We start from the raw sequence: 13,909 nt of genomic DNA, 5'->3' as shown, positions 1-13,909 counted from the left end.
TTTCAGAGAATGATCTCTGAAGCATTATTCCCTGATAGCTCAGTTGGTAGAGCACTCGACTGTTAATCGAGTTGTCACAGGTTCGAGCCCTGTTCGGGGAGCCATATGGAGAGGTGTCCGAGTTGGCCGAAGGAGCACGATTGGAAATCGTGTAGGCGCCACAAGCGTCTCGAGGGTTCGAATCCCTCTCTCTCCGCCATAGCAAGGCCCGTTGGTCAAGGGGTTAAGACACCTCCCTTTCACGGAGGTAACAGGGGTTCGAATCCCCTACGGGTCATATCTAACTTCAAAAAAAGAAGTTGATTTACACAGCAGTTTTATGATAAGATCATAAATGTGTTGTTCGGAGGCTTAGCTCAGCTGGGAGAGCATCTGCCTTACAAGCAGAGGGTCGGGGGTTCGATCCCCTCAGCCTCCACCATATAACTTTTAAATTACGACGCGGGGTGGAGCAGCCCGGTAGCTCGTCGGGCTCATAACCCGAAGGCCGCAGGTTCAAATCCTGCCCCCGCAATTATACTTTCTATGAAGAAAGTGATCTGGAACCGTGGTGTAGTTGGCCTAACATGCCTGCCTGTCACGCAGGAGATCGCGGGTTCGAATCCCGTCGGTTCCGCCATTTTAATCTTTACATGAGGAAGCTGTTCACTAAATCTGCTATATGGCACCGAACGCCCTAGATAAAGTGCAACGTTTCAGAATTAACTTTATTGTGGCTCGGTAGCTCAGTCGGTAGAGCAGAGGACTGAAAATCCTCGTGTCGGCGGTTCGATTCCGTCCCGAGCCACCATTTATCACAACTTAAAACGCCGGTGTAGCTCAACTGGTAGAGCAACTGACTTGTAATCAGTAGGTTGGGGGTTCAAGTCCTCTCGCCGGCACCACTTATGGAGGATTAGCGAAGTGGCCAAACGCATCAGACTGTAAATCTGCTCCCGTACGGGTTCGGTGGTTCGAATCCATCATCCTCCACCAGTTTTTAGGGGCATAGTTTAAAGGTAGAACAACGGTCTCCAAAACCGTTGGTGTGGGTTCAATTCCTGCTGCCCCTGCCAATTAACTTTCAAGAACATATTGTATTATGGCGATCGTGGCGAAGTGGTTAACGCACCGGTTTGTGGATCCGGCATTCGGGGGTTCAATTCCCCTCGATCGCCCCTTTGTTTTTTTGGGGATTAGCCAAGCGGTAAGGCAACGGACTTTGACTCCGTCATGCATAGGTTCAAATCCTATATCCCCAGCCATTATGCGGAAGTGGCTCAGCGGTAGAGCATCGCCTTGCCAAGGCGAGGGTCGCGGGTTCGATTCCCGTCTTCCGCTCCAATATTTGGCGCCATAGCCAAGTGGTAAGGCACAGCTCTGCAAAAGCTTTATCCCCAGTTCGAATCTGGGTGGCGCCTCCAGTATATTTTTATAAAAACATCATATGCCGGCGTGGCGGAATGGCAGACGCGCTCGACTCAAAATCGAGTGGGAAACCGTGGAGGTTCGAGTCCTCTCGCCGGTATTCAAGCAAGTAAGAAAAAGCTCATTAGATGCAAAATCTAGTGAGCTTTTTTTATTTGGCGAATTGAAAGATGACGTGCGGCAATTAAGCAAAGAAGGGCTCCTGAATGGATTCTTGTAGGTCATAACAACACCATTTTTACAGGGGAATCCAGCATATGCTAGGGCAAATACACGATATTCTGGTATCTCTATATTATAAGAACGGCATTAGTTGTAAATTGGTGATCTATCCATTGCTGTATAATTATTTTTGTTTATGTATTGACGCATGACTTTAATAAGTATATTGTAGATGTGTAAAGTCTCTGATAATATTTTAGTTTAATTAAGGATATTAAAGCTCTTTTAAATTTATATAAAAGGTGTTTATTGAAACAAGATAATATCCTTTTTGCGAGTGAATTTTTATTTCATAAAAGAAATGGAGTGAAGCAACGTGTCTGGAGAAAAAAATGTATCCAAGCATTCTGAAATTTTATTTGATCGATCTGTGTGGGAAGAAGCGTGGAAGAATCAGTCCACAGTTTCAAAATACAATATGAAGAGCACGGCGTTTGACGCGACATCTGCATTTGAACGATGGGCTAGAGAATATCATCAACAATCGTTTACTGAAGAGGGGAAGAAGCGATCCGAACGCATCATAGGTTGGATTGAAAATCAGGGAGTGAGTTTTGACGGTTTATCGATATTAGATATTGGAGCAGCATCGGGCATCTTTACGATTCCTTTTGCAACTAAAGGAGCGAGCGTTACAGCTGTAGAGCCATCTGAACTGTTAGTTTCCTTAATGAAGGAGACAATTCCTGCTTCCCTTACATCCAGTATTGATATCGTTTCAGAGCGGTTCGAGGACATATCGATTCAGGAAAAGGGCTGGGAGAAGAAATATGATTTTGCATTTGCATCTATGTGCCCGGCGATGTCGAATTGGGAAACGATTGAACAGGCGATCAACACTGCCCGAAAGTATGTTTATATTAGCACGATGGCTGGATCGAGAGAGCACACACTAATAGATGAGCTTAAAGAGGTATTAGGAGCCTATCCATCATACAACGCTGGAGATATGGGATATATACAACAGCTGCTGTACCTGAAAGATTATTCGTACACCACCTTAATCACTAAAGAAACAAGTTATATTGAGATGCCTGTTGAGGAAGTCGTTGATAAGCTTAAGGAATGGCTTAGCACGCACGAACTGCCAACGGATGAAGGTTCTCTTGCCCTGGCTGAACAATATATCAGAGACACTTACAAAGATGGTGTGGTTACATTCTCACGCGGAGGGAAGTTTGGTAAAATTCTGATTCAATTGGAGCAACCGAATATGAAAGTGGTACGTACCAAGGAAAAGTAGACCTATTCCAGCAGTAATCATTTTAGATGAAGTTTTAAGGGAGCAGTTATAACTGCTCCCTTTTTTTGATGTTCGGATATAACACAATTTATTCTTCGCCTGAATAACAAACGTTCTTCTTCTATAAATAGAAATATTTATAACTCTCGTACTTCATCCCCGAAAGAGCCGTTTACTGCTTTATGGATAGATCAGGCTTCTGCTTACGTTCCCTATATTGTCCGGGCGTGATTCCTTCCCATTTTCGAAAAGAACGGATAAAGTTCTGTGGATTGTTATAACGAAGCCGTGCGGCGATATCCTTGACTGTTAGCTCGCTTTCGTCGAGCCACTTTTTAGCTATACTGAAGCGGTACTTCGTCAGATACTCACTGAATGCACAGCCTGTCTCTTTGCGGAACACACTACTCAGGTAGTTGGAATTGTAATGGAGTCTGGATGCGCATTCCTCCAACGTCAGATCCTTATCGTATTCTTGCTGGATGATGGCAATCATTTTCTCGGATATATGCTGATATTGGGCGTACTGTCTTTCTTTCAAAATGAGAATGATTGGTATGATGATATGATTGTTAAACCATTGCTCAACCTCAGCTGCATACTGGAGAGCATGAAGTTCATTGAAAATGGACCCATGGCCTTTGGAGATCTGTCCCAGTCGTATACCGGATTCCTGCATCATCTGCAAAATATGTGTTAACAACCGGGCGAGTGCTACCTGATATTCTTCCGGTGTGCATTCCATGCCAAAGAGTACTTCAAGCAACTGATGGAGATGAGAGGATGCTAGGGCTTCATCGGCATTTTGGATAGCCTGTATCAGCGTATACTCCAGTGATTCGGGATATCGCAGTGCCCAATGGGAGGTACGATTATCGATCGCCTCAAATTGAAAGATGATTCCTGCTCCCAGTTTCATTCGATGCTTGAGCGCTTCAAGGGCCTCCGTATAAGCCTGTGGTATCTGAAAGAGGGAGGCATGGGGCTGACTGAAGCCAATGCTTACCTGAAGATTAAGGATCTCACTGATCTGATGTTGGAGTTGCTCGGTTAACGTATACAGATGTTGTGAAAAACGAACACGATCTTGCTCAGAGGTGCCAATAATGGTAACGACAGCCTGTTCATATACCACGGGAAGTAACTGTTGTTCTGGATAAATACTCTCCTCCAGTATGTTCTGAACGGCAAACAGCAACAGATCACGATCCTTGGCATGATATTTGGTGTGATTCATAAGATCAGCTTGGACTGCAATGACGGCTATTTGTTGCCACTCTTGAAGCTGTGAACCATAACCATTCTCTCTGAGTGTGTCATGAAGAGTGGACGGTGCATTTTTACCCAGAAGCAGGTTGTTTAGAAAATGACTGCGTATCTGCAACTTATATTGATTTAGTTTGCTTTCAAGCTGGGATTGAGAAGCAGATAGCTGTGTAACGCCAGCTCTGATTTGTTCGAATTCGTCTATATGAAGTGTAGACTTGGTTTCAAGGCGATCTTTGGGTAAGCGTTTATCACCAAGTTGTGCAAGAAGCTTACGTATGGGAATATGCATTCGTCTCGAACCTATCCATGAGAGCAACAGTGAGAGTAGAAGCATAGCAACACTGATATACATGGTGTGCAGCCCAATCTGAACATACTCGTGAGTAAGAATATTTGTAGGCGAAATGAGAATATATATCCACCCTTTTAGAGAAGAATGCGTATAGGACAGCGAGTAACGTGTATCTGCAATCCGTACCTCACGTTGGCCTGAAGAGGCAGCGAAACCACGCTTAGATAACAATTCACTAAAGCTGGCCTTCGAATCGCTGTCCCTTATTCCTGCTGCAGCCAATGGCTGACCAATATATTCGGAATTGGGGTGGACCATGATACGCTGTTCACGATTCAAAATGATTAGTCCGGCTGTAGAGCTTTCAGGAGATTCCTCTTCCAGTGGTTTTTGCAGTGAACATGCCGGAATTCCCGCAATCAGGGCAGCTTCAGAAGAAACATTTACATCGGGTATCGATCTGGCAAGAGCAATATGGTAGATGCAGCCTGAATTCACCGGGCGCTCATTATTGTTAAACACGGATGATGGAGTAAGTTGCCAACCGGATGTGAGTGTGTTCGATAACAAGTCTTTCATGGGCAGAGCCATTGGAAAATCAGTATTCAGGTACAGGCCAGCATGATCGATAAGCCAATCCTGGGTCTGATTTACGAGCGTAATATCCATTAGAGGCTCCCACGATCTCATATTCTTAAATTCGGTCTGTAACTTCTCAGCATACAAAGGGCCGGTGCCCTGACTCGATGAGGATGACGTTAGAGAATGGAGCGTGTCGGGTGACCGAACGGCCTGATCGAGCATATAACTTACGGTTGCAAGTTTGTGCTCCACATTGGTTTGCATTTGGATTAACAGTTGTTTATTGGCTTGGGCACGATGCAGTTCTGATTGTTTCGAAGAATAGATAAAAGCGGCGATTCCCGTCAACAGAATGGGCAGGGTACTTAACAAGATTCCGAAGACTATCATCTTATGTAGATAGCTGAATGATCGCACAGGTCCACTCCTGACTTTTGAATTAGTAACACTTTCTATTTTAGTAAACGCTTACATATAGAACAATCTAAATTTTGTTTATTTGGATAAAAAAGTAATAAAAATCCAATTGGAAAAGAATATCATGTAATCGCTCAGATTAATAGTCGTTAGCTTTCCTAGAACATGTAATGGGAAACGTCAATCGGAGAGGAACGTAGATAAAAGGTATGGACGTCATATTCACACGGGGGATCGGCGTTGAAGAAGGGTAATAAGGGATATCTAAGGCTGTTATTCGGTACAGTGGTCAATGGTCTGATCCAGGGACAGTCAAAGGTCCAACCCCATCCCCGACCTGAGTCTAGGATGAAAAACCGTCCACGGTCTGTTTTGAAAAGTCGCAGTTTCCCCTAGAATAAGGACATAAGGTTAAACAAGAAACAAACGAACAAACAAACACACAAATCAAATTAATGAACCGAAAGGGCGGTGAACAATAATTATGAGATGGAATAAAGGAAATGGCTGGGCGATTGTACTGATTGCATTGGGTGCACTTCTCCTCTTCGGAAAGTTAACTCCCCTACTGGGACATTTAATGGGTTATCTGATTCCGATCCTGATGATTGCACTTGGATACTACGGAGTTAAACGAGGAAATGTACTGCTTGGATGGATTGTTCTCTTCATCGGTATCCTCTCACTGCTGGGTAAACTGGCCTGGCTGATCGGACCGATCATCGCGATTGGGTTAATTATCTTCGGATTCTCCATGTTGAGTAATAATCGCAGTCGTCGTGGCCGTTACTAAGCTTTCACGATTATGATAAGGAGGACAGACAAAATGAGTGTATTTCGTCGAATGCGGGATATTACCGTAGCTAATTTAAACGAACATCTGGAGCAAAGTCAGGATCCAGTTAAACTGATTGATCAGTTTCTGGTCTCGACCCGCCAAGACATCGGTGAAGCCGAGAAGCTTCGTCACCAATATGCAAGCCATACCAGACAAATGAAACAACAAGCGGATCAGGCAGCAGGTATGGTACACAAACGGGAAGAACAAGCTTCCATGGCTCTGAAAGCAGGCGAGGAGCATTTGGCTAAACTTGCTTTGCAGGAGAAAATCCTCCACGAGGAAAAAATGGAGCAATACAATGAATTGTACGCACAAAGCAATGCGGCTTTACAGGAACTGGATGAACAGATCGACCAACTGAAAGTGGAGTATCAGAATGTATACAGCAAACGTCAATATTACTATGCTCGTATGCAGACGATTCAATTGCAGCAGCGAATGAATCAGAGAGGTCACTACAACGGTCAGAATGTACCCCGTATGTTCAACCGGTTGGACGATCAGGTATCTGATCTTGAATATGAGGCACAAAGTCTCCGGGATTTGCGGCGGATGAGTCAGGATGGGGCAGGTACATCCGGCACCATGTCATCCTCTACGCTGGACAAAGAACTGGAACGGCTGAAACAAAAGCTAAACAATGACAGAAAGGAGTAGACACATGAATAAACTTTACCGCTCATCGCGTAATCGTATGATGACAGGTTTGATCGGCGGCATCTCTGAAAATCTTGGATTTAGTTCCACGCTGCTGCGTATCATTTTCTTCATCAGTATTTTCGCTACGGGGGGTACATCATTGCTGATCTACTTCATCGCTGCATTGGTAGTGCCAAAAGAACCCTATCACGCTGATCCATACACCTATGGTGCTGATCACGGAAGAGGATACAAGTAAACGAAAGGAGTAAGCATATGAGCAAATTATATCGCTCAACGCGTGACCGGATGCTGACAGGATTGTGTGGTGGTATATCCGAGTCGATCGGCATGGATTCAACCCTGCTGCGTATCATCTTTGTCATCAGTATCTTCGTAACTGGCGGCACGTCGTTGTTAATCTACTTCATCGCAGCACTGGTGGTGCCAAAAGAGCCATATCCACCTTATGATCCATACGGCTATGGTCCGGGCCCAGGTCCTGGCGCTGGTAGAGGATACAACAACTTTGATCACGAGCCACCAAGAGGTCCTTTCCAAAACAACCGTAATCAAGGTCCCGGAAACTTCGGTCCTGGCCCAGGATATAACAGCAGACCTCAGTCTGGTCCACGTTCTTACGACAATAACGCTTACGGAGCAGGGTCACAGCAAGAAAGTGAACTTGATTCCATGATGAAAGATATTGAGAAAAAAGCATTGAAAAAAGAAGTTGAAGAGCTTCGCCAAAAATTATCTCGTTACGAGAAGGGAGAAAAGTAAAATGGGAGTATTTAAACGGATTAAGGATATGACTAAAGCGTCGGTAAATGATATGTTGGATAAAGTGGAAGACCCGATTGTAATGTTGAACCAGTACTTGCGTGACATGGAGGCTGAAATTCATGAGGCAGAGGTAACCGTTGCCAAACAAATGGCGAATGAACGCCGCATGAAACAGCGTCTGGACGAAGCAGAACGTACATCGGTGCAACGTGAGTCTCAGGCAGAGGCTGCACTGGCTAATGGTCAGGAAGAAGTAGCCCGTAAATTGCTGGAAGAGAAAATCTACTTCGATCAAAAAATTACGGAATACAGAGAACTTCATGCTCAATCCGAAGCTCAAGCCAAAGATTTGCTGCAACAGCTGCATGACATGAAAGACGAGTTCTACAAAATGCGTAACAAACGTAATGAACTCGTATCCCGTGCACAAATGGCGAAAGCCAAAAAACAAATGTCCCAAATCAACAGCTTGCACTCCATCGAGAGTGGTGGCGCATCCCTTGGATTCCACCGCATGGAAGAGAAAATTATGCAAATGGAAGCAGAAGCCGATGTGATCCGCGCACCTTATCGTAATACACAATCTACGTACACTAATCCTGTAGATACTGAGAAGCAATTCAAAGTGGATCAACAACTGCAAGCTCTGAAAAACAAAATCGGCAATGGTGCCAAGAATGAAACGGGCGGTACTTCAAAAGAATAACTGTTCGCTCAGCAGACAATATGATATTCTATAAATCGTGAATAAAGAACGGTTTCTAGAACAAAGGTTAAGCCATACAGGTGTTCAAAGCCTGATATGGCTTTTCCGTCGAATTGGGAAGATCAACTTACAGAGGAGGTGCGGCAGAGATGAATAAGAAGGGTCAATGGCTTGCTGTTGTAATTATTGTCATCGGCATGCTGATGTTACTGAACCGAAGTATTAACCTGCTGACCGTCGCCGCACTGATTCTGTTAACGATAGGTATGGTTCAAGTTCGTAAGGGTGACACACACAAAGGCTATCGATACCTCGGTATCGGTGCTGCTCTGTTGTTGCTTGATAATCTAATGATTGTATTTTTAATTGTACTGGCTTCGCTCGCTTACTTTTATTCCAAAAACAAAAAGATTCATCTAGATGGACATGTCATGCGCAAGCAAAATTTCATGGCTCGTTACTATTGGGATCAGGCACCATGGACATTGCGCAGCATGAGCCTATGGCATGCCTTGGGTGAGGTTAACGCAGATCTGTCCCTCTCCATTCCGGAGGATAAACAAACAATTGTACTTCTGCAAGGCGTTATGGGAAATGTTCGTCTGACGCTGCCTGAAGATTATGGTGTTGAGATTGAGGCGACGGTACTCTTTGGACGGATAAGTGTTAATGGGGAACAGGACAGTGGCATGATGAACAAATTAGTATGGAGAACTCCTGGATATGAGTCCAGTGAACATAAAGCAAAATTTGTCATTTCTTATATTGTTGGCGACCTAAACATCAGTAATCCGTAATAAGTTAAATAGGTGAAGAAGGAGGAGACCCGGATGAAGACAAAACGACATACCGACATGGTAACCCGAAGTATGGGTGAAGGGATCCTCCTTGTTTTCATTGTGCTCATTGTAATCTTGTATGTATTGTATACATATGGTTATCTTGCTCCGTTTGCAGGGTGGAGGCATCTGATTCAATCGGGTCTGGCATTACTGCTGCTCTTGATCGGTATGGGTGCGGCCTTCGGCTTCTATCAGAGCTATCGGGTCAAACGAAGGCTTGAACTGTTGCGAGAGACATTGCTGCAATGGGAAAAGGGATCACTCTCACGTACAGTGCCAGACCTTGGTATTGATGATGTCGGGCGATTAAGCGAGCAGCTTGGACGTATCGGCAAAAAGTGGGAAGATCAGGTATCCTCACTGCAGAGGCTGTCTACGAATAACGCTCAACTGGCTGAACAGGCCAGAATAACGGCCATTGTGGAAGAGAGACAGCGCCTGGCACGAGAATTGCATGACGCGGTATCGCAGCAGCTATTCGCCATTTCCATGACCGCAACAGCGGTTGGACGAAGAATGGAAAAGGATTTTGCGCGTGCCCAGCGGCAGGTGGCCCTGATTGAAGAGATGGCGTCGGTAGCTCAGTCCGAGATGCGGGCGTTACTATTGCATTTGCGACCTGTCTATCTGGAGGGTAAACATCTCGAGCAAGGTTTGCGCGATCTTGTGATGGAGTTGAAAACAAAAGTACCCATGGACATCGTGCTCGAAATGGATGAAGATATTCATTTGATCAAAGGCATCGAGAATCATCTGTTCCGTATTATTCAGGAAGCGATGTCCAATACATTACGTCATGCGAAGGCAGAAAAGATGGAAATTCGGCTTCAGCGCCGGATGGATGCCATTCGGGTACTGATTCGTGATGATGGGCAGGGTTTTGATCTTGACGATCAGAAACAGGCCTCGTACGGTCTGGCCAATATGCGTGAACGTGTGACTGAAATTGGAGGAGCTATTCAATTTGTAACGGCGCCGGGCAAAGGAACACGAATTGAGATTACAATACCTTTGATGAACGATGAAAGCGAGGAAGAACATGTCAATGGAGACGGGAATAGAAACGGAGACGGAAGCGGAAACGTCGATCAAAGTATTGCTCGTGGATGATCATGAGATGGTACGCATTGGCCTCGCTGCGGTGCTGGATACTGAAGATGGCATTGAAGTGGTGGGGGAAGCAGGCAGCGGCGAGGAAGGCATTCGGTTGGCACAGGAGTATAAACCTGATGTTGTCCTGATGGATCTCGTCATGGAAGGAATGGACGGGATTGAAGCCACCCGGCAGCTGCTTAAAATGTATCCGGAATGTAAGGTCATTGTACTGACCAGTTATCTGGATGACGAAAAAATGTATCCGGTTATCGAGGCAGGAGCCTTCAGTTATCTGCTGAAAACATCCAGAGCCAATGAGGTGGCAGATGCAATCCGTGCTGCTGCTCGGGGGCAATCTGTTCTGGAGTCACAAGTGGCGTCCAAAATGATGAATCGTTTCCGACAGCCGCAGGCAGTGGCACCAGCTCATGATGAATTGACTGATCGTGAGATGGATGTACTTCGGTTAGTAGCTAAAGGCAAATCGAACCAGGACATCGCAGATGATCTCATTATCGGAATCAAGACGGTCAAATTCCATGTCACGAACATACTAGCAAAATTGGGCGTGGATGACCGTACACAGGCAGCCATCTATGCCTATAAAAATGGACTTGCGGAATAGAAAATGAAGCAGTGTGAGCGTTGAGGCACGAACTATTGGTTTGTTGAGTGCTCAAGTGAATTGAACTAATCAGGGGAGCACGATTCGAAAGTTTGTTCTGCCCATAAGATGATATAAGGTCCGATCAGCCATGAAGATGGTGGGTGGGGCTTTTTTTGTGTGCCAAAAAGAAGTTTAGCAAATGAGTAATGGGGGCATGCTGTTGATAGATTCATAGAATGTAAGAAAGAGCGGAGGATTGAAATGTTAAATCGATGGATGACAGTAGGCACACTCGCATTAGCAATCATTATACTTGTAGGCATGACTCATGTGTACGCTGAGAAGACGGAATCTGAAGCAGACAAGCTGGAACAATTGATAAAGACCGCAGATACAGCAATCGATCATGTGGAGCGTCTAGTCATCAAATGGCAAGGGGAAGGCCGTGGAGATGCAAAAGAGCAGGCAGAGCTGCTCGCTCATCGGCTGGGATTGCAACAGCCTGAACACGGTGTTCAGACGGGGCATGATGTGTATCGTAGTGAGATGGCTGCTGATGCTCAGCATGCAGGCATTCTGGTCAATGTTGTCGTGACGGGGGAAAAGGAATACTATGCGATCGTCCAGTTATCTGGCAATGAACATACGGACCAACGTTTATTGACCACATTACATGAACAAGTATCCAAGTTGCTCAACGATTCGGGTATGAAGCCAGCATGGAATTTCGCTGTGCAGGGCACCAGTGCAATGGAAAGTGGCGCGAGCAGTCAATTGCAGCAAATCGAGGAACAGCTGTCTGGAGATATACAAATGCAAGCGATAGAACGTTATACAGATAACAGCACTGCCAGCGTGTCATATGAGGCATCGGATCTGCCCATAGCGATTAAGAGCGGTAAGCATCACTTGAACATGCAGCTTGCTGTCCATCAGGATGACGAAAAGGGGACTAATCGAGTTACAGTAGGTTTCCCGGTGATCACGATCGAATATTAATGCAATATTCAAGCAGATTTATAAGTCCGATTATGAAATTTTATAGATGAATTTTCCATGAATTGTGGAAAAATATTGATAACATTTCTCAGGAAAATTAGTGCAACCCATGGGGCTTTATGCTAAAATGGCATCACATCCAAGAAGGAAATTTGCTGGTAATTGACGGTTGTATGTTGCGTATATAACACCATTACATAGCTCGGGGAGAGTGTGGAGATATCTTCCCGGAAAGAAAGAGGAGCCCATGGTCGAAAAACAAATGCAAGATGAAGTGCAGACACCAGGTGCAGTATTTTTCATTTTTGGAGCAACGGGTGATTTGGCCCGCCGGAAGCTGTTTCCGGCGATCTACAGTCTCTACCGCGAAGGCAAGTTAGCCGAAGACTTTGCGGTTATTGGTGTAGCGCGTCGTCCGAGGTCACCAGAAGAATTCCGGGAAGACATCTATGAATCCATTAAGGAGTTCTGCCGCTATCCGGCGGGGGAACCCGATGAGTGGAACGCTTTTGTCGAACATTTTGAGTATAAATCACTAGATATCAATAACGTGGACGGTTTCAAAGAATTACGTGAGCAGACAGAGAGTTTGGAAGCGAAGTTTAACATACCGGGTAACCGTCTGTTCTATCTGGCGCTGGCACCTGAGCTCTTCGGCAGCGTCTCATATAGTTTGCGTGATGGTGGAATGTTGGAGAGCCGCGGGTGGAATCGACTTGTGATTGAGAAACCATTCGGATATGATCTGCAATCTGCGGAGCATCTGAATGAGCAGATCCGTGAAGTGTTCCGTGAGGAAGAGATTTATCGGATTGACCATTATCTGGGCAAGGAAATGGTGCAGAATATCGAAGTGATTCGCTTTGGTAATGCCTTTTTCGAGCCGCTTTGGAACAATAAACATATTGCCAACGTTCAGATTACCCTTGGAGAGACGGTTGGTGTGGAAGAACGTGGCGGATACTACGATCATTCGGGAGCTTTGCGCGATATGGGCCAGAACCATATGCTGCAGATGCTAACGATGATTGCCATGGAGCCGCCAAGTCGTTTATTCCCGGAGGACATCCGCGATGAGAAGGTTAAGGTATTGCGTTCTCTGCGTGCGTTTACCTCTAATGAAGAAGTAAGCACTAACGTTGTGCGCGGGCAGTATGCCGAAGGGGAGTATCGTGGTAAGCAGCTTCCTGGTTATCGTCAGGAGGACAAGGTTGATCCGGAATCCAGTACGGAGACTTATTTTGCCGCACGTGTATTTGTGGATAATTTCCGCTGGGCGGGTGTGCCGTTCTATATTCGGACAGGCAAGCGCCTTCCGGTGAAAACGACCGAGATTGTAGTTGAATTCAAATCCATGCCGAGTAACGTCTATCTGGGGAAAAAGTATAAACTGGAGCCGAATTTACTCGTTATTCGGGTGAATCCGATGGAAGGCATTTATATTAAAATCAATGCCAAGAAACCGGGTTCAGACTCAGAGATTCAGCCGCTGGCGATGGATTTCTGTCAGAGCTGCATGATTGGAATCAACTCGCCGGAGGCGTATGAACGATTGCTGCATGATGCAGCAGAAGGAGACTCCACTTACTTTACCCGTTGGGATGAAGTGGCTACAGCATGGTCCTTCGTTGACCGGATTGCGGCGGCTTGGGCGGAAAATCACGGAGAGCTGCACACGTATCCAGCAGGTACGTGGGGGCCCGAAGCAACAGGCAAACTGCTGGAGCAGGATGGGTTCCACTGGTGGCCGGTTAATGGTCAGGACGAAGACAGTGTCATCTGGCAAGTAAATAATTAATCGCGGGAGTATCACTCATGAGTGGCAGGAGTTTTGATTAGAGCGAAGTCATTTTATTGGTGATAAGACTAACACTTTTAAAAATAGACTTGGGAAGAACGCAGAAATGCGATCTTTTCAGGTCTTTTTTGCGATAGAGAAGTGGGGGATGTAAAAATGTGCAT

12 protein-coding genes and 15 tRNA genes are annotated in these 13,909 nt (G+C 45.5%); 26 read left to right on the top strand and 1 reads right to left on the bottom strand.

Annotated elements, in window-relative coordinates:
- Positions 1–28 precede the first annotated feature (28 nt).
- The 16 genes from DC345_RS28880 (at position 29) to DC345_RS28805 (ending at position 2,872) form a co-directional block, all read left to right on the top strand.
- Positions 29–104 (top strand) — tRNA-Asn (locus tag DC345_RS28880).
- Positions 105–107: 3 nt separating this feature from the next.
- Positions 108–199: transfer RNA gene (locus DC345_RS28875), tRNA-Ser, on the top strand.
- Between the two features lie 6 nt (positions 200–205).
- Positions 206–277: transfer RNA gene (locus DC345_RS28870), tRNA-Glu, on the top strand.
- Positions 278–345: 68 nt separating this feature from the next.
- Positions 346–421, top strand: a tRNA-Val gene (locus DC345_RS28865).
- Positions 422–440: 19 nt separating this feature from the next.
- A tRNA-Met gene (locus DC345_RS28860) sits at positions 441–514 on the top strand.
- Between the two features lie 27 nt (positions 515–541).
- A tRNA-Asp gene (locus DC345_RS28855) sits at positions 542–619 on the top strand.
- A 95-nt stretch (positions 620–714) separates the two neighbouring features.
- Positions 715–790: transfer RNA gene (locus DC345_RS28850), tRNA-Phe, on the top strand.
- 18 nt (positions 791–808) lie between these two features.
- A tRNA-Thr gene (locus tag DC345_RS28845) sits at positions 809–884 on the top strand.
- A 5-nt stretch (positions 885–889) separates the two neighbouring features.
- Positions 890–975 (top strand) — tRNA-Tyr (locus DC345_RS28840).
- 6 nt (positions 976–981) lie between these two features.
- Positions 982–1,055 (top strand) — tRNA-Trp (locus tag DC345_RS28835).
- A 29-nt stretch (positions 1,056–1,084) separates the two neighbouring features.
- Positions 1,085–1,157: transfer RNA gene (locus DC345_RS28830), tRNA-His, on the top strand.
- 12 nt (positions 1,158–1,169) lie between these two features.
- Positions 1,170–1,244: transfer RNA gene (locus DC345_RS28825), tRNA-Gln, on the top strand.
- A gap of 4 nt (positions 1,245–1,248) precedes the next feature.
- Positions 1,249–1,323: transfer RNA gene (locus tag DC345_RS28820), tRNA-Gly, on the top strand.
- Between the two features lie 6 nt (positions 1,324–1,329).
- A tRNA-Cys gene (locus tag DC345_RS28815) sits at positions 1,330–1,403 on the top strand.
- 25 nt (positions 1,404–1,428) lie between these two features.
- Positions 1,429–1,507: transfer RNA gene (locus tag DC345_RS28810), tRNA-Leu, on the top strand.
- Between the two features lie 438 nt (positions 1,508–1,945).
- Positions 1,946–2,872 carry a class I SAM-dependent methyltransferase gene (locus tag DC345_RS28805; RefSeq protein WP_113056038.1) on the top strand — a complete coding sequence of 309 codons (927 nt, stop codon included), beginning with the start codon at positions 1,946–1,948 and terminating at the stop codon, positions 2,870–2,872.
- Between the two features lie 172 nt (positions 2,873–3,044).
- Here DC345_RS28805 and DC345_RS28800 read toward each other — a convergent pair whose 3' ends face one another.
- Positions 3,045–5,405 (bottom strand): helix-turn-helix domain-containing protein, encoded by a 2,361-nt coding sequence (locus DC345_RS28800; protein ID WP_113056037.1) that lies wholly within the window; start codon positions 5,403–5,405, stop codon positions 3,045–3,047.
- 511 nt (positions 5,406–5,916) lie between these two features.
- On the opposite strand from DC345_RS28800, the gene DC345_RS28795 reads away from it, so the two are divergent.
- The 10 genes from DC345_RS28795 (at position 5,917) to zwf (ending at position 13,745) form a co-directional block, all read left to right on the top strand.
- Positions 5,917–6,225: a LiaF transmembrane domain-containing protein gene (locus tag DC345_RS28795; protein ID WP_024634156.1), complete on the top strand. Its 309-nt coding sequence runs from the start codon at positions 5,917–5,919 to the stop codon at positions 6,223–6,225.
- A 33-nt stretch (positions 6,226–6,258) separates the two neighbouring features.
- Positions 6,259–6,930, top strand: coding sequence for a PspA/IM30 family protein (locus DC345_RS28790; protein WP_110002425.1), 672 nt, complete (start codon positions 6,259–6,261; stop codon positions 6,928–6,930).
- A 4-nt stretch (positions 6,931–6,934) separates the two neighbouring features.
- The gene (locus tag DC345_RS28785; protein ID WP_113056036.1) at positions 6,935–7,171 is read left to right on the top strand and encodes a PspC domain-containing protein; all 237 of its coding nucleotides are present in this window, start codon (positions 6,935–6,937) and stop codon (positions 7,169–7,171) included.
- 17 nt (positions 7,172–7,188) lie between these two features.
- The gene (locus tag DC345_RS28780) at positions 7,189–7,695 is read left to right on the top strand and encodes a PspC domain-containing protein (protein ID WP_113056035.1); all 507 of its coding nucleotides are present in this window, start codon (positions 7,189–7,191) and stop codon (positions 7,693–7,695) included.
- 1 nt (position 7,696) lies between these two features.
- Positions 7,697–8,404: a PspA/IM30 family protein gene (locus DC345_RS28775; protein WP_024634152.1), complete on the top strand. Its 708-nt coding sequence runs from the start codon at positions 7,697–7,699 to the stop codon at positions 8,402–8,404.
- A 149-nt stretch (positions 8,405–8,553) separates the two neighbouring features.
- Positions 8,554–9,201: a cell wall-active antibiotics response protein LiaF gene (liaF, locus tag DC345_RS28770; protein ID WP_113056034.1), complete on the top strand. Its 648-nt coding sequence runs from the start codon at positions 8,554–8,556 to the stop codon at positions 9,199–9,201.
- Between the two features lie 33 nt (positions 9,202–9,234).
- Positions 9,235–10,356 carry a sensor histidine kinase gene (locus DC345_RS28765; protein ID WP_113056033.1) on the top strand — a complete coding sequence of 374 codons (1,122 nt, stop codon included), beginning with the start codon at positions 9,235–9,237 and terminating at the stop codon, positions 10,354–10,356.
- A complete protein-coding gene (locus DC345_RS28760; protein WP_090904561.1) occupies positions 10,292–10,966 on the top strand; it encodes a response regulator transcription factor in 675 nt (224 codons plus the stop codon). Before DC345_RS28765 ends, DC345_RS28760 begins: the two co-directional genes overlap by 65 nt.
- A 243-nt stretch (positions 10,967–11,209) precedes the next feature.
- On the top strand, positions 11,210–11,947 hold the full coding sequence (locus tag DC345_RS28755) for a YwmB family TATA-box binding protein (RefSeq protein WP_113056032.1): 738 nt from the start codon (positions 11,210–11,212) through the stop codon (positions 11,945–11,947).
- A 247-nt stretch (positions 11,948–12,194) separates the two neighbouring features.
- Complete coding sequence (gene zwf / locus DC345_RS28750) at positions 12,195–13,745, top strand: glucose-6-phosphate dehydrogenase (RefSeq protein WP_113056031.1); 1,551 nt, start codon at positions 12,195–12,197, stop codon at positions 13,743–13,745.
- The last annotated feature ends 164 nt before the right edge of the window (positions 13,746–13,909 follow it).

It is taken from the genome of Paenibacillus taichungensis, from assembly GCF_003287275.1.
Taxonomy (GTDB): domain Bacteria; phylum Bacillota; class Bacilli; order Paenibacillales; family Paenibacillaceae; genus Paenibacillus; species Paenibacillus taichungensis_A.
Note: the sequence above shows the minus strand (reverse complement) of the source record. Positions and strands in the feature narration are given on the sequence as shown.